Below are 23,614 nucleotides of genomic sequence, written 5' to 3' on the forward strand. Positions count from 1 at the left end.
CCAAGCGCTGTCACCCTGACCGGCCGGCTCCCTGAAGTTCGAGTCGCCTCAGGCGGAGACGATGCTCACGAACTTGCGGTTCTTCGGACCCTTGGTCTCGAACTTGACCTGGCCCTCTTCCAGCGCGAACAGGGTGTGGTCCTTGCCAATACCGACGCCCGCACCGGCGTGGAACTTGGTGCCACGCTGACGGACGATGATGTTGCCCGGAACTGCTGCCTGACCGCCAAAGAGCTTGACGCCAAGGCGCTTCGATTCGCTGTCGCGACCGTTACGGGTGGAACCCGCTGCCTTCTTGTGAGCCATTGCAAATACCTCGCTCGTTCAGGGGACTGACCGCTTACGCGGAGATCCCGGTGATCTTGACTTCGGTGAACCACTGGCGGTGGCCCTTGCGCGTCATGCTGTGCTTGCGGCGACGGAACTTGATGATCTTCACCTTCTCTCCGCGACCGTGGGAGACGACCTCGGCAGAGACCTTGGCTCCGTCGACGTTCGGCGCACCGACCGTGACGTCGTCATCGTTGCCCACCAGCAGCACCTCGTCGAACTCGATGGTGTCACCGGTCGGCACTTCCAGCTTTTCCAGCTTGAGCGTCTGGCCTTCCTGAACGCGGTACTGCTTGCCACCGCTCTTGATAACTGCGTACATGTTTCTCTCTCCAGGACTCATCAAGGGTTGGCTCTTCGTCGACCTGCTTCGAGTGGCACCCCTCTTGGCACCATCTGACAGGGAGCGAGATGAGTGGGTCGCGGATTATAGCGACGAATGCACACGCATTCAACAGGGCCGGGGGCCTGGCCGACGCCATGAGCCGGCCCATGGAGGCACTGGCACGCTTGACGCCCCTCGGGGGGGCCCATAGCATGGCCGACAATTCGGTCGAACACTGGCCGCCCACTTCGTCTCATCGATATCGCCTTCATGCCAGCCACCACCGCGCCGACACAGCTCACCACCCCCGACACGCCCATCCATGCGGTGGTGGCCGAAGACTTTGCCGCCGTCAACCGTACCATCCAGACCCAGCTCGCCTCGCGCATCCCGCTGGTGGAAGCCATCGGTCAGTATATCGTCGATAGCGGCGGCAAGCGCATGCGCCCCCTGCTGGTGCTGCTGGCCGCGCGCTCCCTGGGATACGAGGGCGACCAGCACGTGGCATTGGCCACCCTGATCGAATTCATGCACACCTCGACACTGCTGCATGACGACGTGGTCGACGAGTCGCACATGCGACGAGGGCGCGCCACCGCCAACGACGCCTGGGGCAATGCCCCCTCGGTGCTGGTAGGCGACTTCCTCTATTCGCGCTCCTTCCAGATGATGGTCGGCGTCGGTTCCATGCGCATCATGGACGTCCTCTCGGCGGCCACCTGCACCATCGCCGAGGGCGAGGTCCAGCAACTGACCAACGTCGGCAACCCGGATGTGGATGAGGCCGCCTACTTCGAGACCATCCAGGGCAAGACCGCCATGCTGTTCGAGGCGGCGTCCCACTGCGGTGCCATCATCGCCGATGCCACCCCGGAACAGGAAGCCGCCCTGCAGGCCTACGGCCGCTATCTCGGCCTCGCCTTCCAGCTCGTCGACGACCTGCTCGACTACCGGGGCGACGCCGACACCATGGGCAAGAACGTCGGCGATGACCTGGCCGAGGGCAAGCCCACCCTGCCGCTGATCCAGGCCATGGTCGCCGGTACCCCCGAACAGGCCAAGGTGGTGCGCCAGGCCATCCGTCAGGGCGGTCTCGAGCGACTCGACGAAGTCCTCGCCATCGTCCACGACACCGGTGCCCTGGACTACACCCAGCGCCGCGCCGAGGAAATGTCGGCCAAGGCCCTGGCCCAGCTCGAGGTCCTGTCACCCTCCGCCTACCGCGACAGCATGGAGCAACTCGCGCACCGCGCGGTGGACCGCCGCACCTGAGCGTCGGCACGACGACCCGCATTGGCCACAAGGACTTGCACAGCATATTCGTTTACGTATAATACGCATCCGTTGTCGCCCACCGGGCCCGACATCGGAGTATAGCTCAGCTTGGTAGAGCGCTGCCTTCGGGAGGCAGAGGTCGTAGGTTCGAATCCTGCTACTCCGACCACAAGATTCATGAAAACCGCCACTTACGGGTCATCCCGGGTGGCGGTTTTTTTATTGCCCGCATGTCACACCGTCGACATACGGGCGGTTCACCCGGAAAGCCCGCCCGCGCAGCCTGATACCACACTGCCGGTCGCCCCATGGCAGGACCAGGCCAGGGGCGGGCACCTCACGTCATGCTCCCTTACCGGAGACTGCCGCCTGTGCCCGAGCACCGGAAAGATGCACACGGCGCAGTTTGACGTCGTCCCCGACCAGATGCCGCTGCAGTTCCTCGAGCGAGACATTGCGCGTTTCCGGCATCAGGAACAGCACGAACACCAGCTGCAGCAGCATCATGACGGCAAAGAAGGCGAAAACCGGGCCGCCGCTGAAGGACCCCAGCACCCAGGGCATGACCAGAGTGATCAAGGCCGCGAAGACCCAATGCACCGAACTGCCGAAGGACTGGCCACGAGCGCGCACATGGTTGGGGAAGACCTCGGCGATGAACACCCAGATCACCGCGCCCTGGCTGATGGCATGAGCGGCAATGAACAGGCCGAGCAGCAGCGGTACCTCGATCCCCCCCAAAGCATCGGTGAAGAAGGCTCGCGAGATCAGTACCAGCGACAGCAGATAGCCGGCTGAACCGATGAACAACAGCGTCCGCCGCCCGAACCGGTCGATCAGGGACATGCCGATCATGGTGAAGACCAGATTGACCAGCCCGATACCGGCCGTCGACAACAGCGCTGCCTGGCTGCCGAGCTCGGCCGCCTCGAGTACGCGGGGCGCATAGTAGATGATGAAGTTGATGCCGGAGAGCTGATTGAAGAAGGCGATCAGGAAAGCCAGCAGGATCGGCAGGCGATAGCGACGCGAGAAGAAGCGTGCGTGCGCGGTACGCTCTTCATCCTCGGCAGCGCGAATCGTCGCGATCTCCGCGTCGGTATCCGCCTCGGGGTTGATCAGGCGCAGCACGCGGGTCGCCTCCGCGACATCGTTGCGCTTGAGAATCAGCCAGCGCGGGCTACGCGGCACGCGCGTGATCATCAAGGTGTAGATCAGGGCGGGTACCGCCTCGATACCGAGCATCCAGCGCCAGGCATCCTCGGTGACCAGGCTGCCGATGAGATAGTTCGAGATGAAGGCCATCAGGATGCCGAAGACGATGTTGAACTGATACATGGCGACCAGCAGGCCACGATGCTTCGGCGGAGCGATCTCGGAGATATAGGTGGGTGCGGCCACCGAGGAAATCCCCACGCCGATACCGCCCAACAGGCGGAAGATGGCGAACAGCACCGGATCCGAGACCATCGCGGAGCCCAGGGCGGATACCAGGTAGAACACCCCGATGATGATCAGGGTGGCACGGCGCCCGAGGTTGTCGGTGGGCCAGTTGCCGAAGATGGCACCCAACACGGTACCCCACAACGCCATGGACATGATCAGCAGGCCATGCTGGAGGTCACTGAGCCCCCAGAGGGCCTGGATCGGCTTGTCGGCGCCCGAGATTACCGCGGTGTCGAAGCCGAACAGGAAGCCCGCCAGGGCCACGGTGATCGACCATTGCACGATACGCGTCATTGTCGTTGTCCTTTTCCAAGGGTCGTTGACGAATAAGTGAATCGATTCATCCAACAGTCGAAACGACGCCGACCATCATGTCGGCCTGACTGATAGGTGAATCGTGTCAGCAAGAAGCTATTACAGCAGCCAGGACCGCAAAGTGCGACTCGAAAGTCTCGAACTTTGGTATGAGGTGGGCGTGCGGATACTCGCATGCCTGCCCTACCAAGGCGGGCAGCACGGGGGAAGGGGAAGGCTTCGTTGGATGCCTTGGCGCTCAAGCCTCCCCGCCGCCCTTGGAATCGACCAGTCGACGCTGGTCAAGAAGGCCCGGCGCTGGCGCCACTCACGCCCTTCCTGATGTCCTTCTTGAGCCCGGCTTCGAGCCAGACAGCGCACACCTCCGGGGCGAGACGCCTCACGACTGGAACCTGTCGTCCGCCAGCCGTTCTTCCAGCCACGCCAGCAGCGCCCGGGACGCGGTACGCCGCGATGTTCCTCGACGGGTATAGATGGCGATGGCATCCCGCTGCGGCAGACTTTCCACGACCGGCCGAACCAGTTCGCCACTGTCGATGAGGCGTTGCGTGGTACGTCGCCAGCCCAGGGCGATTCCCTGTCCGGCGACCGACGCCTGCAGCAGCAGCGGGTAGCTGTCGAAGTCCACGCCCTCCCCGAGCACGAGATCGCCACGTCCCACGGCCCGCAACCAGTCGGGCCATTCCAGCCAGTCCGCCGGCTCGACCCGATAGTGCAACAGCCGATGCCCAGGCAGGTCATCGAGACGCAATGAACCCGCCGGTCCTTCCAGATAGGCGGGACTACAGACGGGAAAGATCTCGTCCGCGGCCGTCAATGCCAGTTGATGGGTGCCACTGGGGCGCCCACTGGTCTGCAGGGCGACGTCAAAGGGCTCGCCGAATTCCGTGATCGGACGCGTCGATGTCGCCAGCTTGATATCCAGCTCGGGATGACGTCGGTTGAAATCATCCAAACGCGGCATGAGCCAATAGAAGGCTTCGCACAGCTGGCAGAACAACACCACCTGCGTATCGCCGATATCGCCCCTCAGCGCGCGTGCATCGGTGGCGATGCTGCCCAGGGCCTGCGACACCGTCCGGCCGAACTCGCGCCCTTCGCGGGTCAGGAAGACGCGGCGGTGACGTCGCTCGAAGAGCGACACCCCCAGATCCTCTTCCAGCAGTCGTATCTGCCGGCTTATCGCTGCCTGCGTCAGGTGCAGCTCGGCGGCGGCACGCGTGAAGCTCTCGAGTCTCGCAGCGGCCTCGAAAGGTCGTAGCGTCGCGAGCGGGGGCAAAGGTCTGGTGGGCGAATCCATAACGCTCCCTTATGTGAAAGGGCCGAGAAATCGTTTGAGAGCCTGACCGGGAAATCGGCACTCTCCTTGTCGAATCCCAGCAGGAGAGCCCGTGATGACGGCAGATGATACGCATGAAGACAACACATCCCGAGGCGTGACCCTGATCGTGGGAGCCGTCTTCCTGCTCGCCCTGGCCGACGCTCTGGTCAAGTATCTAAGCTCAAGCATCACCCTGTGGCAACTCTATGTCCTCGCCTCGTCGGTCTCGTTGCCCACCCTGGCCGGGCTGATCATCGCCCAGCGAAAAACACGTCCCCTGTCCCTCACGTCATGGCGCTGGGTCGGCATCAGGAGCCTGCTGCTGTTGCTGATGTGGATGGCCTACTATATGGCCCTGCCCTTGATACCGCTGTCGGTGGCGGCCGTCGCCATTTACACGACGCCGCTGTTCATCGCCATCCTGGCCTCCATGGGCGCCCGAGAATCCCTCTCTCCCAGCATATGGGGCGGCATCCTGTGTGGCTTCGTCGGGGTCGTGGTGGTGCTCCGCCCCACTGGCGAGGCCTTCGCGCCGGCGACACTACTGCCGCTCCTGGCAGCAGTGCTGTATGCCCTGGCAATGGTGGCGACAAGACGCTACTGCCAGCAGGAACATCCACTGACGCTGGCACTGGGGTTGAACCTGGCCTTCCTGGTGGCCGGTGGCAGCATCAGCATCCTGCTCGCCTTCACCGACACCTCATCCCTCGCCGAGCAGTCGCCCTTCCTGTTTGCCCCCTGGCAGCCCATCGGGCGCGATGAACGCCTCATCATCGTCGCCTACGCTCTGTTGATGGTGGCCGTGAACACCGGTGTGGCGAAGGCCTATCAGATCGCCCCCTCCGCACTGATCGGCACCTTCGATTACACCTATCTGCTGTTTGCCAGCCTCTGGGGCTACCTGCTGTTCCATGAGGTCCCCGACGGAATGACCTGGCTGGGCATGGGCCTGATCCTCGCATCGGGCCTGCTGGTGCTGAGGCGTCGTCCCCGACCGTGATGGATCAAGAAGAGGGGCTCTCACGACAAGGCGTGATAGCACAGGCGACTCTCATTCGAAGCGACTTGCCCCGGGAGGGAATAAAAGGAAAGGTCGAGGATCGGCCTCTTTTGAGCCCCAATTGAAATGACCCGACATCCTGCGCCGGGCCCTTTGTACTGATGACCCAGGCGCCATGCCGATCACAAAGCGCCTGTGGGAGGGTTACTTGTAGACCGGTTCGCGACCGACACCACCAGAGCTGTCACTGCACTGGGCGCCGATATTGGCCGCCTCGGAAGGCTCGCCGGCAGTCCTGTGTATTCGTGTCAGGAAATGCTGGAAGATACCACAGCCATGCGCACCGTAGAGGCAGATCATATCGGACCCCGCGGCTTTCGAGCGTTTGCCGCGCCCACAGGCCGCAGGTCGCGGATGTCCTGCCTATCGAGCGAGTGGGCCCGAACCTAGTCATTGGAGAAGGTGCGGACCGGCAAGGCCGATGGGCCAGAGGGACCTCTTTGGTGTTGATGTTCGGGACGTTGATGCCGGAATAGGCCAGTTGGATACCGGCCAGGGTACCGTGCTCCTTCATCCTCTCGGACATCTTACGCAGCTGTGGGATACGATTGTCCTCCCACAGTCACAGTTCGATGAGAGGCGAGATTTGCTAGGTGTGATGCATCTCACACTACTCGGTGAAGGTAACGCCCCAACCGCCCCCGGCCTTGATCCGCCGCTTCTCCGTCGCCGACGAAAGGCCGCGATAGCCGCCCCAGTTGCAGTAAGGCACCTGATAGAACCGACTCTTCGCGGTGAGGGGCTCGATCTTCACGAACTAGAAGAGGATGTCTGGGCGTGGATCGTGCACTATCTCACTCCTCATTCGTTCACCTCTTTCCATGGGTTCGAGTCACAACATGAGGTCTTTTACTATCTGCAGCGTCATGACATTCTTGTTTTCGCCAAGCTCAATATTGTGGTAAGGAACATCTGTCTCACTCCAGACCACAACGCTGCAGCCACGAGCGCAGCACGAAAAGCATCAGGGCCGTCGCTAGAACGCACAGCGCGACCACGGCAAAGAACATCGACTCGTAGGACGCATCGTAAAGCTGGCCAACGAAGCCGGACAAGCTGGCCCCCGCGCCGATGACCAGGCCCGACAGGGAGGCCATCTGCGAGTAGAAGGCGCGAGGTGCCAGCTGGGTAGCGGCCGAGAATGTGATGGGAGCGAAGATCACTTCGGCGATTCCGAATATTACCATCCCGAGAATGACGGGCAGGAGGCCGACAAGGTTGTCGTACCACACCGGTATGATAGAGAAGATGGCATAAGCAACGGCCATAACGGTGAGGCCAAGCGCCATTTTGGTGACAGTACTGGGCTGCTTGACGCCCATTTTTTGCCAGCCGGCGGCAAGAAACGGACCTGCCAGGATTCCTGCGACGACTTGAAACGTGCTGATATAGGCCGCCGGAATCGTCATAAAACCCAGGTTCAAGTCGACGCGAGTGTCGGCATAAACAGCGAAGGTTGTAAATAGCTGAAGGACCATCACCCAGAATATTATCGCGGCAATGTACACGGGTATGAACGCGTAGACTTTTTGGCGCTCGACTCTGTCCGTCGCCCTAGATTTGAGCATGACGATAAAGCAAGCGATCGAGACAATAGCTATCGCAGTGAGAATGGTGACATTCACGTTGGCCAAGGTGACAATGGAGGTCTTGACAAGTAAAGTGCACACGACGATGGCCAGAGAAAAAATGATCAAGGCTTTCATCTTTCCTCGGTTTGTCAGCGGATTGGGTACGCTGCCCGCACTCTTCGGTAACGTTATCCACCTGAGGGTATAGATTAGTAACCCTATCGCCATCCCCACCGCCGCGGCGGAAAACGCCACATGAAAGCCGAACCGAACCTGAAGAAAACCTGTGACGAGTGGCCCGGCAAGGGCACCGATCATGATGCCGGTATAGAAGATCGAGAACCCGCTGTCTCGCTTCAACGGTTTGTCTTCGTAAAGTTGGCCCATCATCGCGATGACGTTGGGAAATAGCCCGCCTGTGCCTAGTGCAATCAACCCCAGTCCGAGCAACAGGCCCGTCAACTGCGGAGCGATGGCGATAGTGATATGGCCAGCCATCACCAAACCACCGCTCACCAACACCACGTAACGAACTGGGAAAACCCGATCGGCCAACCAGGCACCGAGAGGCTGAGTAAGATAGACGCCACCGCCGTAGGCCCCGATGATGGCAAGTGCATCGGATCGGGAAAGCCCCAGACCGCCATCGGTGACGGCATAATATATATAGTAGGCAAGGATGACCTGAAGTCCGTAGAAACTCAGCCGTTCCCAGAGCTCCGTACTCGCTAACGTCACGAGCCCCTGTGGATGGCCAGCAATGTCGTCACGTTTCGATAACTGCTCTGTACTAGTCACGGACGAACTCGTTTTGGAAACCATGATGTCTGTCCTTTATTGTTCGTATCGTCTTGGGGTAAGAGAAGGCAGGCCGTCATTTCACGCCATTCGCCTGCCTTTCGGCTTCGCCGATGACCTTGTCATAGTGCGGCAGCACCTCGTTGGCATAGCCCATCGTCGCGCCGAACTGCTCGAAGGGGGTTTCCTCACCCACGTCGAGGCCCGATAGGCCCTCGATAACGGCCAGCCCCATGTAAGGCGTCGAGGCAGCGTCGTAGCCTCCTTCCTGGGACAAGACCAACCGGCCACCGCAGACATCCTCAGCCAGCTTCCTCATCCTTTCGGTCATCGATTTAAAGCCCGACGGGGTCAATGTCATTCGCCCGAGTGGGTCGAAGCATCCCGCGTCCAGCCCGGATGCCACGATGATGATATCCGGCGCGAAATTCCTAATCGCCGGCTCCACTACTCGGCCGAAGACCGACTGATAGATACTATTCCCGGCCCCCGGAGGTAGCGGGACATTGATGTTGTAGCCATGGCCCTCTCCACCTCCTCGATGCTCCATTGTCCCGTAGTCATCTTCGAGGAAGTAGTAGTCCTGGTGGATGGACAAGGTGAGAACGCTGGGGTCGTTCCAGAATATCTCCTGGGTGCCGTTACCGTGATGCACGTCCCAATCGACGATGGCAATCCGCGCGAAATTCCTGACGAACTGGGCATAACGGGCCGCCATAGCGACGTTGTTCAACACACAGAAACCAGCCCCCCTGGAGGTCTCGGCATGATGGCCCGGCGGGCGAACCAGGGCGAAGGCATTACCCACCTGCCCCTCGATGACGCTACGTACCGCTGCGATCGTTCCCCCTGCCGAGAGCCTGGCGATCGCAAAGTCGCCGCCAGAAAATACGGCCCCGGGTCCGGCATAGGCACTGCTTTTTTTGTTTTCCTGCTTCAGCCACCTCAGGTACTCTTCGGAGTGAACCCGGAGAATATCCTCATCGTCGGCCTGCCGGGGCGTCAGTGACATCAGGGAGTCGGTAATTCCACTCTTTTTCAGCAGGTTATAGAAGCGTCTTTTGACCTCGGGACGGTCATAGTTGGCGCCCGGCTCCGCCTTGAAGGGAGGGAAGGGCTGACCAAGGCTGTCATACCAGAAATAGGCTTCTTCCAGCACGATTCCTGTTTTCATGGGGATCTCCTTTCCGTTCTATTCATGAAAATGAATAGAGAACAACATGAGGGAAAGTTGTGACCGCTCGCCTCACGAGAGGCGAGCGGTCGAATCAGCGCGGCAGGTAGCCGTCGGCCTTGAGCGACGCGGTCGTGGCCTCGATGCTCTCGCGCAGGGTCGCCACCACGAAGTTGACGTGCTCGCGGGTCAGGATCAGCGTCGGGGAGAGGATGTTCATGTGCGCCAGCGGCCGCACGATCAGGCCGCGCTTCTGGCACTCGTCGGCGATGCGGTTGCCCACCTTGGCCTCGGGGGCGATCAGCTCCCTGGTCGCCTTGTCGGCGACGTTCTCGAGACACATCATGAACTTGCGGCCGCGCACGTCGCCCACGATCTCGAGGTCCTCGAGTTCGTGGAGGCGACGCTCGAAGTAGTCGCCCACGTCCTCGACGTGCTCGCACAGCCCCTCGCGCTCCATGATTTCGATGTTCTTCAGGCCCGCGGCACAGCTCACCGGATGGCCGGAGTAGGTGAAGCCGTGGGTGAAGATGGCGCCGTCGGCCTGGGGCTTGCTGATCACCTCGTAGATGCGATCCGAGAAGATGGTCGCCCCCAGCGGCAGGTAGCCGGAGGTCAGGCCCTTGGCGCAGGTGATGATGTCCGGGACGATGCCGAACTCGTCCTCGGAGGCGAACATGTGCCCCAGGCGGCCGAAGGCGGTGACCACCTCGTCGGAGACGTAGAGGACGTCGTACTTGCGGCACACCGCCAGGGTCTTCCGGTGGTAGCCCTCGGGCGGCACGATGACGCCGCCGGCGCCCATGATCGGCTCGGCGAAGAAGGCGGCCACGTTGTCCGGCCCCAGCTCGAGGATCTTGTCCTCCAGCTCCTGGACCTTGGCGTCGCAGAAGGCCTCGAGACTCTGGCCTTCCGGACGGCGGTAGGGGTTGGGGCTGGCGATGTGGTGCACCAGCTGCCGGTCGATGTCGAAGCCGATGTGGTCGACCTCGACCCCGGTGATCGACATCGCCATGTAGGTGCTGCCGTGGTAGCCGTCCTTGCGCGAGATGATCTGCTTCTTGCTCGTCTGGCCGAGCTGATTGAAGTAGAAGTGGATCATGCGCACGGCGGTGTCGTTGGCCACCGAGCCGCCGCAGCCGTAGAAGACGTGGTTGAGGTCGCCCGGCGCTAGGTCGGCGAGCTTGGCGGCCAGGCGCGCGGCCGGTGCCGTGGTGTGGTGGCCGAAGGTCGAGAAGTAGGGAATGTCGCGGATCTGTTCGGCGACGGCGTCGGCGATCTCGTCGCGACCGTAGCCGATGTTCACGCACCACAGGCCGCCGATGCCGTCCAGGTAGCGCTTGCCGTCGGCATCCTGGAGGGAGACGCCGTCGGCCTGGTGAAAGACCATGGAGCCGGTCTCCTTGAAGGTGGAGAAGTCGGTCCAGGGGTGCATGAAGTGGTCGCGATCCTTCTGCCAGATTTCCTGCTTGTCGAATTGGGCGGACGCGTTCTGACTGGTCATGGTGGTTCTCCTTCGGGGTCGGGAGGCACGCGAGGCGCCTCGCCGGGGTTGCCTGTCGCGCGGGATATCAGCGCTTGGCGATCTCGTTCAGGGGTTCGGGCTTGAACAGCGGCTTCTTCATCACCAGCTTGATCCAGGCCACGGCGACGACGCTGACGAGGCCCAGCACCACGCCGGCATTGGTGAATATCTCCGCGGTCAGTTCCGGGGCCGGCGAGGCATAGACGATGGCGTAGACCATGCCGGCGATGCCGATCAGCTGCGGCAGCGGATAGTGGGGCGAGCGATAGGGGCGCGCGGCGTCGGGATAGCGCAGGCGCAGCGCGATGACGTTGACGTGGGCGATGATATAGGCGATCAGCCAGGCGATGGCCGCGGAGATCAGCAGCAGGCCCACGGTGCCGGCATCGTTGCCCCAGATCAGCAGTGGCAGGCCGGTGACGCCGGCGGTGAACAGCACGGCGACCCAGGGCGCACGGGTGGACCGGGTCTTCCAGCCCAGCACCGGGAAGGCCTGGCCCTGCTCGGCCATGCCCTGCAGCATGCGCGGCACGGCGGCCAGCGAGGTGTTCACCGTGCTGCAGGTGGCGGTGATCGCCGCCACGGCCAGCAGGAAGGTGCCCGAGCCGCCGAAGGTCGCGGAGGCATACTCCAGGTGCGGCAGCTCGGCGGTCATCAGCACATCGCGCGGAAGATAGAAGAGCGCGCCCAGGCAGTAGAGGGCGAAGACGGCGAAGATCACCGTCAGGCCCAGGTACATGGAGCGCGGGATGTAGCGTTCCGGGCGGCGCGCGTCGTCGACCAGCGGGCAGACGAACTCGGCGCCCACATAGCCCCAGATGGCCAGGGCGATCAGCGTGAAGGCGCCCTCGCCCAGGTTGAAGCCGGCGGCCAGCTCGGTGGCCTGGAAGGCGTGGGGGGCGAAGCCGCCGGTCAGGGCGCTGACGCCGAGCAGGGTCAGGGCCACCACCATGGCGAAGGCCAGCAGGTTCTGCAGCTTGGCGAAGACATCGATGCCCAGCAGGTTGAGCGCCGTGAACACGCCGAGGATGCCGAAGGCCACGTAGTGGGTGCCCTCCACCGCCGGGTAGAGCACGCCGAGCAGGAAGTTGACCAGCAGCAGTTCGGCGGACAGCGCGAACATGGCCACCACCACATAGCCCGAGAACACCGAGAGGATCGCCGGGAAGTGCCCCAGGGCCACCTCGGTATAGGCGCTCAGGCTGCCCGCCCGGGGCACCAGCAGGGCCAGTTCGGAGAAGGACGCCGCGTAGCACAGCGCCAGCACCCAGGCGATCGCCAGCGGCACGATAAAGGCGGGTCCGGCGATCCCGACGCCCTGGAGCATCAGCACCATGACGCCCTGGGACACCACCAGGCCGACCGCGACGGCCATCAGGGACTTGAGCCCCAGGACGCCGCGGGCCTTCTTGCCGCTGGCGGCCGGGGCCGCCGCCGGTTTGGACATGGCATCTTGCATTGTCATCCACCCTCTTGTTGTTGTCGGGTCAGGCGCCCGCCGGCGAAGCACCGGCGGGCGAAATCAGGGGCGACTCACAGGCGCACCCAGGTGGTCTTGAGCTGGGTGAACTTGTCCAGGGCATTCAGCGACAGGTCACGGCCGAAGCCGGACTGCTTGTAGCCGCCGAAGGGCGTGGTGAAGTCGATGGCGTCCACGGTGTTCACCGAGACGGTGCCCGCCCGCAAACGACGCGAGATGCGGTGCGCCCGCGACAGGTTCTCGGTCCACACCGAGGCGGCCAGGCCGTAGATGGAATCGTTGGCGATGGCCACCGCCTCGTCCTCGTCGGCGAACTCGATCAGCACCGCCACCGGGCCGAAGATCTCTTCCCGGGCGATGGTCATCTCAGGGGTCACGCCCTCGAACAGCGTCGGCGACACGAAGGCGTCCCGCTCCTCGCCCCCGGGCGCCTCGCCCAGCGCCAGGCGGGCGCCCTCCTCCAGGCCCAGCGAGATGTAGCCGCGCACCTTGCCGGCGTGGCCGGCGTCGATCAGCGAGCCGACGTCGGTGGCCGGGTCCAGCGGGTCGCCGACCACCAGCTCGGAGGCGGCGGCCACGAAGCGCTCGACGAAGGCGTCCTTGGCGTCGCGCTGGATCAGGATCCGCGAGTTCGCCGAACACACCTCGCCCTGGTTGAAGTAGATCCCCTGCACCGCGGCTTTCGCCGCGGCGTCCAGGTCGCTGTCGGCGAAGACCACATTGGGGCTCTTGCCGCCGCACTCCAGCCACACCTGCTTCATGTTCGAACGGGAGGCGTACTCCAGGAAGCGCTTGCCGGTGGCCGTGGAGCCGGTGAAGGTCAGGCAGTCCACGTCCGCGTGCAGGCCCAGGGCCTCGCCGGTGACATGGCCATGGCCCGGCAGCACGTTGAAGACGCCGTCGGGGATGCCCGCCTGCGTGGCCAGCTGGGCCAGGCGCAGGGCGGTGAGCGGCGACTGCTCGGCGGGCTTGAGGATCACGCTGTTGCCGGCGGCGAGCGCCGGGGCCAGCTTCCAGGCGGTGATGTCGAGGGGGAAGTTCCAGGGGATCACCGCCGCCACCACGCCGACGGGTTCGCGGGTGATGGTGGCCAGGTTGTCGCCGTCGGTGGGCGCCACCTCGCCGTAGAGCTTGTCGGTGGCCTCGGCATACCAGCCGAAGCAGCCGGCCGCGCCGGGGATGTCGAGCTCGAAGGCATCGCGGATCGGCTTGCCGGTGTCCAGGGTCTCGAGCAGGGCGAGCTCTTCCTGGTGCTCCATCATCAGCGCCGCCAGGCGCTGCAGCACCGCCTTGCGGTGTGCCGGGGCGGCCCGCGACCAGTCGCCGGCCTCGAAGCTGCGCCGGGCCGCGGCCACGGCGCGTGCCACGTCGTCGACGCCGCAGGCCGCGACCTCGGTCAGCGCCTCGCCGGTGGCCGGGTTCCAGGTGGTCAGGGTGTCGCCGGCCTGGACGCGCCGGCCGTCGATGAAGGCCCCGTCCGGCAGGGTCAGCCGGGAGCGCAGGTCTCGCCAGAAGGACAGATCATGTGCCGCCATCGGGAGGGTCTCCGTTGTCAGTGTCATTGTTGTCGGGGTCGTCTCGGCCTCTCTCACGACCGTGATGTCACGATAGCCCCGGCCTTTTGGTTAATTAAAATATTATTACTCGAACAACAGCATCATGATTTCCTATGCAAGGCGCCCAAGCGCCTCTACCAGGAAGCCCTCCCTGGCAGGCGTCATGCATGATGCAGTCGTCCCTGTAGAACGGTCAGGCGTCGGCCGGCTCGGCCTGGCCGTCGCCGAGGCGCGCGAAGACCTCGCCCCGGGCCTCGGGGTCCCGGGCCAGGCGATGCATGGCCTCGGCCGCGGGGCTGAGCCGCAACCCGCGCAGGCAGGCGAGGCCCATCGACAGCGGTCGCGCTTCGCCGACCAGCCGCAACGGCTTGAGACCGCCACCATCGAGGGCCTCGAGGGCGGTCAGCGGGGTGTTGAACAGCGAGAAGCCGAAGCCGTTGGCCACCAGCCCGCGCATCATGTCCATGGACTTGGCGCGGTGGGCCACGGCGGGCGACAGGCCATGGTGGGTGAAGATCGACAGGAAATACTCGCGGCTCAGCGGCCAATCCAGCAGCACCATGGGATAGGCCACCAGTTCCTCCAGGGAGACGCTCTCGCGTTGCCCCAGCGGATGATCGGCCGCCACGACGGCATAGGGGGGAAAGCGATACAGTGGCGTGAAGTCGATCTCCTCGGGCACCTCGAGATCGTAGGTGAAGGCCAGCTCGTAGTCGCCCTGGCCGAGGCCGCGGACGATATCCACCTGGTTCATCTCGTCGCAGTAGAGGCTCACCGAGGGATGGCGGTCGGCGAAGCGACGCAGCAGCTGGGGCAGGAACACCGGCGCGAAGGTGGGAAAGGCCACCAGGCGCAGCTCCCCGCCGATCTCCTCGCCCAGCGAGAGCGCGTACTTCTCCAGGCCCTCGGCATCGCGCAGCAGTTGGCGCGCGCGCTGTATCAGTTGCTTGCCCGAGGGCGTCAACGACAGGCCCTGGGCGTGATGGCGCACGAACAGTTGCAGCCCGGTGACTTCCTCGATCTGCTGGATGGCCGCGGAGATCGAAGGCTGGGAGACATGCAGCTTGCGCGCCGCCTGGGTAACGCTAGACAGCTCGCCGGCCACCACGAAATAGCGCAGCTGCTTGAGGGTGAATTGACGCATCGACTCGCCATCGCCGCCGGGGAAAGAGGTCCACCCCGCGACGAGCGCGGGGCGATCGCATTCAGCATATCAGCTGCCGGGGCCGGGCGTCCCGGCGGCAGGACCTGGGCAGGGCTATCGCAGTTAGCGTTTTCGCTCGGAGCTGATGCACCGACTCACGCCGGGGCGGCGACCGGCAGTTCGCCGGCGGCCAGGCGTCGCCGCGCCTCGGGTCCCGAGAGCGCCTCGATCAGCCGGGCCAGGAAGGCCTCGCAGCGCGCCAGCTGGTCGCGGGTCACGAACTCGTCCGGCTGGTGGCCCTGGGCCATGCTGCCGGGGCCGCAGACCAGGGTCGGGATGCCCAGCTCGCGCTGGAAGAGCCCGCCCTCGGTGCCGTAGCCGATGCGCTCCAGCTCGCTCGCGCCGAGCAGCGACAGGATGAAGGCCACCAGGGCGTGGTCGTCGGCCATCGACAGCCCGGGATACTCGCTCAAGCGCTCCAGCCGGATGCCCGCCTCGGGGGAGGTCTCGCGCATCTCGGCCTCCAGGGAGGCGGCGACGGCCATCAGCTCGCCGAGCAGTGCCTCGGGGTCGTCCCCGGCGACGTGGCGAATCTCGATGTCCAGGCGACAGTCCTGGGGCACGATGTTGAGCGCCGCCCCGCCCTGGATGGTGCCCACCTGCAGGGTGGTATGGGGAATCGCGAAGCGCTCATCGAAGGGCCCGCGGATGGCCTTGGCGGCGGCCGTCTCCTCGACCCAGGTGGCCAGCCGGGCGGCGGCATGAATGGCATTGACGCCCTCGGGGGCCATGCCGGAATGGCAGGCCTTGCCGCGCACGTGGAGGCGCACCGCGAGCTTGCCCTTGTGGGCGGTGGCCGGGCGCATGGACGTCGGCTCGCCGACCAGGCAGGCCGCCGGGCGCAGCGGCTGCTGGGCCAGGTCGGCGAGCAGGGTGCGCACGCCCACGCAGCCCACCTCCTCGTCGTGGGAGAAGGCCAGGTGCACGGGCACGGCGAGGTCCGCCTCGACCAGGGCCGGCACGGCGGCCAGCATCGCGGCCAGGAAGCCCTTCATGTCGGCGGTGCCGCGGCCGTAGAGGCGCTCGCCCTCGGCCGTCAGGCGGAAGGGCTCGACACGCCAGGCCTGGCCGGTGACCGGCACGGTGTCGGTGTGCCCGGCGAGCATCACGCCGGGGCGGTCCACCGGGCCGATGGTGGCATAGAGGTTGGCCTTCTCGCCGGTCGCGTCGGTCACCCGCCGCGAGGCCACGCCGTGGCGGGCCAGGTACGCCTCGATGAAGGCGATCAGCGGCAGGTTGGAGCGATGGCTGGTGGTGTCGAAGGCCACCAGCTCGGCGAGCAGGTCGATGACGCTGTCTTGGGACATGAGGAAACCCCGGATGGTCAGGGAAGAGGTAAGACGGCGGCCATGGGGCCATGGCCGCCGCCGACCGGCATCAGCGGACGACGATCAGCGCTCATCCCCCGGCACGCCGTAGGACGGCGAGTCGTCGGGGCGCACCGCCCGCAACACATAGGCGTCGCGCTGGGGCAGGTAGTGCGCCCAGACCATGCGCAGCTCGGTGAGCGGGGCGATGTGCCAGTCGACCCGCAGGTCGACCACCGGCCAGCTGGCCCGGTCGGTGACCTTGAGCCCCGCCGAGAACACCGGCCCCATCTCGCCGCCGGCGGCGAGGCCGGCGTCCATGGCGGCCAGCAGGCGTTCGGCCAGCTCGCCGTCGTGGGACTCGAAGGCCACGACCATGGCGTCGATGACGGCCTCGTCGGCGAGCATGTTGCCGCCGGCCACGCAGTCCCGGCCCTGCCGGGTGGCGTGGATGCCAAGGGTCTCGGCGCCGCTGTGCACCGCGCTGCGACCCTCGGCGTCGAGGACCTGGAGCTGGCGCCACTCGGGGTGAGGCTCGTGCTCGAGGAGACGCGCCAGCACGCTCTCGGCATCGAACCCCTCCTCGAGCCACCGCACGCCCAGTTGGCCGAGCTCGGGATTGGTCACGTTCTGGCTCAGCACCGCTCCCCTGCCGGGGGCGATGAAGGGACAGCGGCTGGCCACGCAGATGCTCGAGGAGCTGATGGCGGTGCCGAACTGTCCGGTCTGGCGGCAGACGCCGGCGATGGAAAAGGTCATGCGTTGCTCTCCTCGTCGTCGGGGATCACGGCGATGACGTCGATCTCCATCAGCCATTCGGGCTGGGCGAGGCCGGCCACCACCAGCCCGGTGGAGATCGGGAAGACGCCCTTGAGCCAGTGGCCCACCTCGCGATAGACCGGCTCGCGGAAGCGCGGGTCGGTGATATAGGTGGTGGTCTTGACGATATGGCCGAGCTCGGAGCCGGCTTCCTCGAGCAGCTGCTTGACGTTCTTCATCGCCTGCTCGGCCTGGGCCCGCGGATCCCCGAGACCGACCAGCCGGCCCTCGAAGTCGGTGCCCACCTGGCCGCGGACGTAGACGGTGTTGCCCGCCTTCACCGCCTGGCAGAGATCGTTGTCCAACGCCTGGTTGGGGTACGTCTCCTGAGTGTTGAACATGCGGATTCGGGTGTGCGTCGGCATCAGTTGACCCTCGCTGCGTCGGTAGCGTCGATGAAGGACTCGGCTGCCCCGGGCGCGTCCTGGCACTTGGCCGCCTCGTGGTAGGCCAGGTACTTGCGCTGGGTGGCAATGTGGTCGGCGATGTGCTTGGCGTCGTGCCAGACGCCCCAGATGAAGCTGGAGCCGCGCCGTGACAGCCAGGGCAGACCCACGAAGTAGACGCCCGGCTCGCTGGAGACGCCGCGCTGATGCTGCGGCTTGCCCTGCTCGTCGAAGGCGTCGACGGCGAGCCAGCCGTAGTCCACCGAGAAGCCGGTGGCCCAGACGATCGCGGTCACGCCGGCCGCCTTCAGATCCAGTTCGCGCAGCGGGTCGGTCACACACGCCGGGTCGGACGGGATCCGCCGTGCCTCGGGCTCTTCCGGCAGGTCGAGGCCGTTGCGGGCGGCGTAGTCGTCCGCGGCGTCCAGCATCGCCAGGTAGTTGGCATCGCCGCGGGCCAGGTTGTCGGCCAGATCGGCCTCGAAGGTTGCCACGCCGTCCGTGAAGGCCCGGGTGCGGCCGACCAGCGTCATGCCCCGATGCGCCAGCCGGCGGAAGTCGATCGTCTTGCCGCCGTCGGCGCCGCTCACGGCGATGGTGACGTGCTCGGTGCCCGGCTTCATGACCTCGGCATCCCACTCGCCGAGCACGCCCAGCCACCAGCAGAAGTCGCGTCCGCGATAGGCGCGCGGCGGGCGGTCGTGGGGCCCCACCGAGAGATAGACCGACTTGCCGCTGCGCTGGAGCTCCTCGGCGATCTGCACCCCGGAGGAGCCGGCCCCCACCACCAGCACGGCGCCCTCGGGCAACTGCCGCGGGTTGCGGTACTCGGACGAATGGATCTGCTCGAGGCGATCGTCGTCGGGAGCGATCGGCGGGATCACCGGGCGCTGGAAGGGTCCGGTGGCCGCCACCACGCGATGGGCCTCGATGATTCCCTGGGAGGTCTCGACGGTGAACCCCGGCCGGCCCTGGTTGCGCTCGACCTTGCTGACCTCCACGCCGGTGCGGATGGGCGCGCCGATCTTGCGCGCATAGGCCTCGAAATAGGCCGCCACCCGCTCCTTGGGCGCGAAATCATCGGCATCGACATCGTCGAACGCCAGGCCCGGGAAGCGATCGTGCCAGGCCGGCCCGTTGGCCACCAGCGAGTCCCAGCGACGGGTGCGCCAGGCCTCGGCGATGCGATTACGCTCCAGCACCAGGTGCGGCACCCCGAGGTTGCCCAGGTGCTCGCTCATGGCCACGCCGGCCTGACCACCACCGACCACCAGCGTATCGGTGTATTCTCTGTCGAAAACGGGCTCGGTCATGGGAGGGATCTCCTTGTTGTCTTGTGTCGATCACCTTATGAGCCGCACTTGATTAGTTAAAATATATTTATTCTTACATGTGAATCATAAAATCCTATTCAAATACTGACATCGCTTCAGCCTTGACCCGACATGGCCGTCACCTCGGTCAGGGTGCCCCCTGCCCCGCTCGGCTCTGTTATCCTCTAGCTTCCCGAAGTTCATCAGATGGCAGACTTCATGGCAGGTAGTTCCACCAAGCGGCGCCCCTATCAGGTGGCGGAAACCATCAAGCGCTGGATCGTCGAGAAGCAGCTCAAGCCCGGCGACCGGCTACCCGGTGAAGCGGAATTGATGGAGCGGCTGGAGGTATCGAAGGGCACCGTGCGGGAGAGCACTCGGGTGCTGGAAGCCCAGGGGCTGGTGGAGACGCGCACCGGCCCCGGCGGCGGTGCCTTCGTGCGGGCCATGAGCGAGACCAGGGCGATCTCGCTGCTGAGCCACTACCTGTTCTTCCAGGACATCTCGATACGCGATATCTACCAGATCCGCCTGGCGCTGGAGCCGGAACTGGCGGCGTCGCTGGCCGGTCGCGTCGGTCCGGAGGACATGGCCAGGCTGCGCGCCAGCCTGGAAAGTTATGCCGACACCGCTCGCGATGACGAGGAGGAACGCCAGCAGCACCTCGACTCGCTGAACTTCCACCTGATGCTCGCCGAGCTGTCGGGCGACAACCCGCTGCTGTGCTTCATCATCCGCTTCACCACTCAGGTGCTCTCGGACCTGACCATCTATCGGCGGCTCTACGAGCCCGCCACGCATGATCTCGGCCAGACCGGCTGCCGCTTCCACGCCGAAGTGCTGGATGCCATCGAAGCCGGCGACGCCGAGGCGGCCAGGCGGATCATGCACGAGCACATGCTGTCCGCCCAGGCGGTGATGAACGCTCAGGAAGCCCAGGTTCGCCGGGATTTCCTGTCCGAGGCGTGAGGCGCGTCAGTCCCGCTCGGCGAGCCCGCGCAGGAAGGCCATCATCACCCGGGTGGCCGCCTCGGCATCCTCGGCGGTGATGGCCTCGTCGGGGTGATGGCTCAGGCCATCGCGACAACGCACGAACAGCATCCCGATATCGGTCAGGTCGTGCATCGCCAGGCCGTCATGACCGGCCCCGCTGAACAGTCGTTCGGCGGGCTGACCGCATGCCTCGCCGGCCGCTTCCAGTGCCTCGATCATCCAGTCGGCACAGTCCACCGCCTCGGCGCTGTAGGTCTGCTGCATGTCGAGCGCGAGCCCGCGTGCCTCGGCGATCTCGGCGAAGGCGCCGAGCAGCTGCTCGCGTCCGGCCCGTCGTCTCTCGGGGTCGGGTGAGCGCAACTCCAGGGTGAAGGTCGTTTCGGCGGGAATCACGTTCACGGCGTTGGGCCGCACGTCCAGCTTGCCGACCACCCCGACCAGTTGCTCGGTGGCGTTGAGCACTCGGTCGGCTTCCACCACCATCTCCGCGGCACCAACCAGGGCATCGCGCCGCCCCGGCATCGGGGTGGTTCCGGCATGTCCCGCCTTGCCGGCGAGCGTGACCCGATGGCGCTCGATGCCGGTCAGCGCCGTCACCACGCCCACGGCATGATCCCGCTGCTCCAGCACCGGCCCCTGCTCGATGTGCACCTCGCAGAAGCCCAGCACTCGCTCGGGATCGCGGGCCAGGGCCGGGATGGCGTCGGGATCACCGCCGAAGTCGCACAACGCCTCGCCCAGGGTCACACCATCGGCATCCCTGGCGTCCAGGCTCTCCGGCTGAAAGGTACCCGCCAGGGCGCGGCTGCCGATCAGGGTCGACTGGAAGCGCGTGCCTTCCTCATCGCCGAAGGCGACCACCTGGACGCCATAGGGCAGCTCGATACCTCGCTCGCGAAGCGTCTTCAACGCCATCAACGGCAACGCCACGCCCAGCATGCCGTCGTACTTGCCCCCCTCGACGACGGTATCCTGATGGGAGCCCAGGATCAGCGTCCGCTCCCCGGCCTTTGCCCGCGGGCTGCTGCCGACCAGATTGCCCGAGGCGTCCAGGCTCGGCTCGAGCCCGGCATCGCGCATCCAGTCGGCGATCCGCTCGAGTACGGCACGGTGCTCCGCGCTGCAGAACAGACGCGTCACGCCCGGCCCGGGCAGGGAATGGGTGGCGGCGTCATCCAGCCACGCCAGTAACTCGCGCCCCAGGGGGGCGCCTTGATCGTGCTTCGACATATACTCTCCAGATCAGCCCCGATCACTCCGGATCTGGGCGCGGCGGTTCTCGTCCGACGGTCGGGATCAACGATGCGGCAGTGAGCGCAGAAACGCCTGGAAGTTCTCGGCCTCGACACGTCGAGCCAGGACACGCAGCTCGGCCACGGGGTCCGCCTCCACCCAGTCCAGGCGCAGGTCGATCGGGGCCATGGCAAAGGACTCGATGCGCAGGGCCGCGGATCGACAGCCGCGATGATCGCCGCCGGCCGCCAGCCCCGCCTCCAGGGCATCGATCAGCGCCGCCAGCAGCTCGGCGTCATGCGTCTCGCGAAAACGCGGCACTTCGCCACCCGTCATCACTGCGCCGGAATCGTCACAGGTGGCCGCCAGGAAAGCCGCCACCATGGCATCAGCCACACCGTCATTGGCCAGCATGTTGCCGGCGGCGGCCACCCCGGGATAGCGCGCGGCAGCCACCACGGGGCGATTGTCGTTACCGGTGTGCAGCGCCGGCCGGCCGGCGGCATCCATGACCAGGCACTGACGGTACGAGGCACCAGCGTCCCCGGCGACCACCTCGTTCAGGGCATCCTGGGCCGCCAGGCCCCTCTCCAGGCCGAGCTTCACCCTTTCGGGATACCAGGGGTTGGTCGCCAGGCCCTGAGTGGCGCAGGCGCCGAGCCCCCGCCAGCAGTGGTTGACGTAGCCCCCCACCGCCACGCTGCCGGTGGCGGCGAGGCTTGCCACGGTGCCGGTCTCGGGATGCACATGCAGCAGCGACAAGGTCATGCTCAGTAGCCCGTCAGGTGACCGATGATCAGTCCGCCCCAGCACAGCAGATAGACCAGCGCCATGAAGGGCATGATGGCCTTGAGCCACTGCGCATAGGACACCCGCCCCAGCGCCAGCATGGCCAGGGTGCCGCCGGAGGTCGGCACGATCAGGTTGGTCAGGCCGTCGCCGACCTGGAAGGCGGTGATCATCAACTGACGGCTCATGCCCACCAGATCGGCCACCGGCACCAGGATCGGCATGGTCACCAGTGCCTGCCCCGAGCCGGAAGGCACGAAGAGGTTGATCACACCCTGCACCACGCTCGCCATGACCGCCGCGAACATGATCGGGATCCCCTCGATCAGGCTGCTCAGCGAGTTGACGATAGTATCGATAATCTGGGCCTGCTCGAGGATTACCTGGATCGATGCCGCCACGCCGATCACCAGGGCGCCGGCGGTCACACCGGCCGCGCCTTCCATCATCTGCTTGACGATGCCATTGGCCCCGAGGCCATTGATGGCACCGATGACGATGGCCAGCAGCAGGAAGATGCCGGCGATCTCGTTGATGTACCAGCCGGACATGAAGACACCGAACAGCATGGCCACCAGGCCGCCGACGAACACGCCCAGGGTGAGCCAGTCGCGCCGGCTCATGCGATAGTCACTCAGGTGCTTGCTCAGCGCCTCGGCATGGGGCGACTCTTCGAAGTCCATGCGCGTGACGCGCTTGCAGATATACAGCGAGAGCAGCGCCAGCGACGTCACCACCAGCAAGGTGCGCAGCCAGGCACCGGAGAAGGTTGGCAGCTCGGCGATGCCCTGAGCCACACCCACGGTATAGGGGTTGATCGGCGACAGCGCGAAACCGACGCCAATACCGCCCACCGCCATGGCCGTTCCCACCAGGCTCGAGCAACCGATGGCACTGGCAATCAGCACGGCAATGGGCACCAGGGCAATATTGTTCTCGAAGCCCACGGCCACCCCGAAGAAGCCATAGATGAAGGTGCCCACGGTAATGATGACGTTGCGCCGTTCGACGCCGACGCGGCGCACGGCCACCCCGATGGCGTTCTCCAGGGCTCCGCTCTTTTGCAGGATGTGAAACAGTCCGCCGGCGATGAAGACGATGAACAGATACTGCGAGGCCGAAATCAGCCCCTTGGGAATCGCCACGAAGATATCGAAGGGATGGATCGACGCCACATCCTTCAGATACTGAAAGGAATCCGGCACCACGGCGGTACGGCCGTCACGCATGACACGCTCGAACTCGCCGGCGGGAATGAAGAAGGTCAGCACATAGGTGGCGACCAGGATGAGGAAGATCAGCACCATGGGATCCGGAACGGTCCGGTACCACGGCTTGCGCTCGCGCAGCGTCTGCTCTTGTAGGCTCATGTCGTTGTCCTTGTTGGGTCAGGG

Annotated in this window: 21 protein-coding genes and 1 tRNA gene; 4 read left to right on the forward strand and 18 right to left on the reverse strand. The window is 65.1% G+C overall.

Going from position 1 to position 23,614, the window contains the following annotated elements; genetic code table 11:
* Positions 1-48: 48 nt before the first annotated feature.
* Positions 49-306, reverse strand: a complete 258-nt coding sequence (gene rpmA, locus LU493_RS11565) for a 50S ribosomal protein L27 (protein ID WP_141320707.1) — start codon at positions 304-306, stop codon at positions 49-51.
* Between the two features lie 34 nt (positions 307-340).
* Complete coding sequence (rplU, locus tag LU493_RS11570; protein ID WP_013331065.1) at positions 341-652, reverse strand: 50S ribosomal protein L21; 312 nt, start codon at positions 650-652, stop codon at positions 341-343.
* A 273-nt stretch (positions 653-925) separates the two neighbouring features.
* On the opposite strand from rplU, the gene ispB reads away from it, so the two are divergent.
* Both ispB and LU493_RS11580 read left to right on the forward strand, forming a co-directional pair.
* Positions 926-1,927 (forward strand): octaprenyl diphosphate synthase, encoded by a 1,002-nt coding sequence (gene ispB / locus LU493_RS11575; protein ID WP_275287957.1) that lies wholly within the window; start codon positions 926-928, stop codon positions 1,925-1,927.
* 95 nt (positions 1,928-2,022) lie between these two features.
* Positions 2,023-2,099 (forward strand) — tRNA-Pro (locus tag LU493_RS11580).
* Positions 2,100-2,272: 173 nt separating this feature from the next.
* On the opposite strand, the gene LU493_RS11585 is transcribed toward LU493_RS11580, so the two are convergent.
* Complete coding sequence (locus tag LU493_RS11585) at positions 2,273-3,670, reverse strand: sugar porter family MFS transporter (RefSeq protein ID WP_275287958.1); 1,398 nt, start codon at positions 3,668-3,670, stop codon at positions 2,273-2,275.
* 400 nt (positions 3,671-4,070) lie between these two features.
* Complete coding sequence (locus LU493_RS11590; RefSeq protein WP_275287959.1) at positions 4,071-4,991, reverse strand: LysR substrate-binding domain-containing protein; 921 nt, start codon at positions 4,989-4,991, stop codon at positions 4,071-4,073.
* A 94-nt stretch (positions 4,992-5,085) separates the two neighbouring features.
* Between LU493_RS11590 and LU493_RS11595 the strand changes: the two genes are divergently transcribed.
* On the forward strand, positions 5,086-6,012 hold the full coding sequence (locus tag LU493_RS11595) for a DMT family transporter (RefSeq protein WP_275287960.1): 927 nt from the start codon (positions 5,086-5,088) through the stop codon (positions 6,010-6,012).
* 204 nt (positions 6,013-6,216) lie between these two features.
* Here LU493_RS11595 and LU493_RS11600 read toward each other — a convergent pair whose 3' ends face one another.
* The 11 genes from LU493_RS11600 to LU493_RS11650 all read right to left on the reverse strand — a co-directional run bounded on the left by LU493_RS11600 (position 6,217) and on the right by LU493_RS11650 (position 19,205).
* The gene (locus LU493_RS11600) at positions 6,217-6,372 is read right to left on the reverse strand and encodes a hypothetical protein (RefSeq protein WP_275287961.1); all 156 of its coding nucleotides are present in this window, start codon (positions 6,370-6,372) and stop codon (positions 6,217-6,219) included.
* Positions 6,373-6,989: 617 nt separating this feature from the next.
* Positions 6,990-8,441 (reverse strand): peptide MFS transporter, encoded by a 1,452-nt coding sequence (locus LU493_RS11605; RefSeq protein ID WP_275287962.1) that lies wholly within the window; start codon positions 8,439-8,441, stop codon positions 6,990-6,992.
* A 76-nt stretch (positions 8,442-8,517) separates the two neighbouring features.
* Positions 8,518-9,615: a class II histone deacetylase gene (locus LU493_RS11610; protein ID WP_275287963.1), complete on the reverse strand. Its 1,098-nt coding sequence runs from the start codon at positions 9,613-9,615 to the stop codon at positions 8,518-8,520.
* Between the two features lie 94 nt (positions 9,616-9,709).
* On the reverse strand, positions 9,710-11,119 hold the full coding sequence (locus LU493_RS11615) for an aminotransferase (protein ID WP_275287964.1): 1,410 nt from the start codon (positions 11,117-11,119) through the stop codon (positions 9,710-9,712).
* Positions 11,120-11,186: 67 nt separating this feature from the next.
* A complete protein-coding gene (locus tag LU493_RS11620) occupies positions 11,187-12,605 on the reverse strand; it encodes an APC family permease (protein WP_275287965.1) in 1,419 nt (472 codons plus the stop codon).
* Between the two features lie 68 nt (positions 12,606-12,673).
* On the reverse strand, positions 12,674-14,155 hold the full coding sequence (locus tag LU493_RS11625; RefSeq protein WP_275287966.1) for an aldehyde dehydrogenase: 1,482 nt from the start codon (positions 14,153-14,155) through the stop codon (positions 12,674-12,676).
* A 214-nt stretch (positions 14,156-14,369) separates the two neighbouring features.
* The gene (locus tag LU493_RS11630) at positions 14,370-15,320 is read right to left on the reverse strand and encodes a LysR family transcriptional regulator (RefSeq protein WP_275287967.1); all 951 of its coding nucleotides are present in this window, start codon (positions 15,318-15,320) and stop codon (positions 14,370-14,372) included.
* 155 nt (positions 15,321-15,475) lie between these two features.
* Positions 15,476-16,687, reverse strand: a complete 1,212-nt coding sequence (gene argE, locus LU493_RS11635; protein ID WP_275287968.1) for an acetylornithine deacetylase — start codon at positions 16,685-16,687, stop codon at positions 15,476-15,478.
* 84 nt (positions 16,688-16,771) lie between these two features.
* Positions 16,772-17,446, reverse strand: coding sequence for a DUF1028 domain-containing protein (locus tag LU493_RS11640; RefSeq protein WP_275287969.1), 675 nt, complete (start codon positions 17,444-17,446; stop codon positions 16,772-16,774).
* Positions 17,443-17,871, reverse strand: coding sequence for a RidA family protein (locus tag LU493_RS11645; protein WP_275287970.1), 429 nt, complete (start codon positions 17,869-17,871; stop codon positions 17,443-17,445). The genes LU493_RS11640 and LU493_RS11645 overlap by 4 nt, the downstream gene beginning before the upstream one ends.
* The gene (locus tag LU493_RS11650; protein ID WP_275287971.1) at positions 17,871-19,205 is read right to left on the reverse strand and encodes a flavin-containing monooxygenase; all 1,335 of its coding nucleotides are present in this window, start codon (positions 19,203-19,205) and stop codon (positions 17,871-17,873) included. The genes LU493_RS11645 and LU493_RS11650 overlap by 1 nt, the downstream gene beginning before the upstream one ends.
* A gap of 219 nt (positions 19,206-19,424) precedes the next feature.
* Here LU493_RS11650 and LU493_RS11655 point away from each other — a divergent pair, with 219 nt between their 5' ends.
* Positions 19,425-20,174, forward strand: a complete 750-nt coding sequence (locus tag LU493_RS11655; protein WP_275287972.1) for a FadR/GntR family transcriptional regulator — start codon at positions 19,425-19,427, stop codon at positions 20,172-20,174.
* A 6-nt stretch (positions 20,175-20,180) separates the two neighbouring features.
* On the opposite strand, the gene LU493_RS11660 is transcribed toward LU493_RS11655, so the two are convergent.
* The 3 genes from LU493_RS11660 to LU493_RS11670 form a co-directional block, all read right to left on the reverse strand.
* Positions 20,181-21,428, reverse strand: coding sequence for a M20 family metallo-hydrolase (locus LU493_RS11660; RefSeq protein WP_275287973.1), 1,248 nt, complete (start codon positions 21,426-21,428; stop codon positions 20,181-20,183).
* Positions 21,429-21,494: 66 nt separating this feature from the next.
* Positions 21,495-22,199, reverse strand: coding sequence for a DUF1028 domain-containing protein (locus tag LU493_RS11665; RefSeq protein WP_275287974.1), 705 nt, complete (start codon positions 22,197-22,199; stop codon positions 21,495-21,497).
* 2 nt (positions 22,200-22,201) lie between these two features.
* Positions 22,202-23,590 (reverse strand): YfcC family protein, encoded by a 1,389-nt coding sequence (locus LU493_RS11670; protein WP_275287975.1) that lies wholly within the window; start codon positions 23,588-23,590, stop codon positions 22,202-22,204.
* Positions 23,591-23,614 lie beyond the last annotated feature (24 nt).

Origin of the sequence: Halomonas elongata (genome assembly GCF_029081005.1) — a bacterium.
Classification (GTDB): domain Bacteria; phylum Pseudomonadota; class Gammaproteobacteria; order Pseudomonadales; family Halomonadaceae; genus Halomonas; species Halomonas elongata_B.

Excerpts from the sequence above, each read along its gene's own strand:
- LU493_RS11600 (WP_275287961.1), bottom strand. The coding sequence starts at position 6,372 with ATGATCTGCCTCTACGGTGCGCATGGCTGTGGTATCTTCCAGCATTTC.
- LU493_RS11630 (WP_275287967.1), bottom strand. The coding sequence starts at position 15,320 with ATGCGTCAATTCACCCTCAAGCAGCTGCGCTATTTCGTGGTGGCCGGC.
- LU493_RS11670 (WP_275287975.1), bottom strand. The coding sequence starts at position 23,590 with ATGAGCCTACAAGAGCAGACGCTGCGCGAGCGCAAGCCGTGGTACCGG.
- LU493_RS11650 (WP_275287971.1), bottom strand. The coding sequence starts at position 19,205 with ATGACCGAGCCCGTTTTCGACAGAGAATACACCGATACGCTGGTGGTC.
- LU493_RS11625 (WP_275287966.1), bottom strand. The coding sequence starts at position 14,155 with ATGGCGGCACATGATCTGTCCTTCTGGCGAGACCTGCGCTCCCGGCTG.
- LU493_RS11610 (WP_275287963.1), bottom strand. The coding sequence starts at position 9,615 with ATGAAAACAGGAATCGTGCTGGAAGAAGCCTATTTCTGGTATGACAGC.
- LU493_RS11645 (WP_275287970.1), bottom strand. The coding sequence starts at position 17,871 with ATGCCGACGCACACCCGAATCCGCATGTTCAACACTCAGGAGACGTAC.
- LU493_RS11660 (WP_275287973.1), bottom strand. The coding sequence starts at position 21,428 with ATGTCGAAGCACGATCAAGGCGCCCCCCTGGGGCGCGAGTTACTGGCG.
- LU493_RS11665 (WP_275287974.1), bottom strand. The coding sequence starts at position 22,199 with ATGACCTTGTCGCTGCTGCATGTGCATCCCGAGACCGGCACCGTGGCA.
- LU493_RS11585 (WP_275287958.1), bottom strand. The coding sequence starts at position 3,670 with ATGACGCGTATCGTGCAATGGTCGATCACCGTGGCCCTGGCGGGCTTC.
- LU493_RS11620 (WP_275287965.1), bottom strand. The coding sequence starts at position 12,605 with ATGACAATGCAAGATGCCATGTCCAAACCGGCGGCGGCCCCGGCCGCC.
- rpmA (WP_141320707.1), bottom strand. The coding sequence starts at position 306 with ATGGCTCACAAGAAGGCAGCGGGTTCCACCCGTAACGGTCGCGACAGC.
- LU493_RS11640 (WP_275287969.1), bottom strand. The coding sequence starts at position 17,446 with ATGACCTTTTCCATCGCCGGCGTCTGCCGCCAGACCGGACAGTTCGGC.
- rplU (WP_013331065.1), bottom strand. The coding sequence starts at position 652 with ATGTACGCAGTTATCAAGAGCGGTGGCAAGCAGTACCGCGTTCAGGAA.
- LU493_RS11590 (WP_275287959.1), bottom strand. The coding sequence starts at position 4,991 with ATGGATTCGCCCACCAGACCTTTGCCCCCGCTCGCGACGCTACGACCT.
- argE (WP_275287968.1), bottom strand. The coding sequence starts at position 16,687 with ATGTCCCAAGACAGCGTCATCGACCTGCTCGCCGAGCTGGTGGCCTTC.
- LU493_RS11655 (WP_275287972.1), top strand. The coding sequence starts at position 19,425 with ATGGCAGGTAGTTCCACCAAGCGGCGCCCCTATCAGGTGGCGGAAACC.
- ispB (WP_275287957.1), top strand. The coding sequence starts at position 926 with ATGCCAGCCACCACCGCGCCGACACAGCTCACCACCCCCGACACGCCC.
- LU493_RS11615 (WP_275287964.1), bottom strand. The coding sequence starts at position 11,119 with ATGACCAGTCAGAACGCGTCCGCCCAATTCGACAAGCAGGAAATCTGG.
- LU493_RS11595 (WP_275287960.1), top strand. The coding sequence starts at position 5,086 with ATGACGGCAGATGATACGCATGAAGACAACACATCCCGAGGCGTGACC.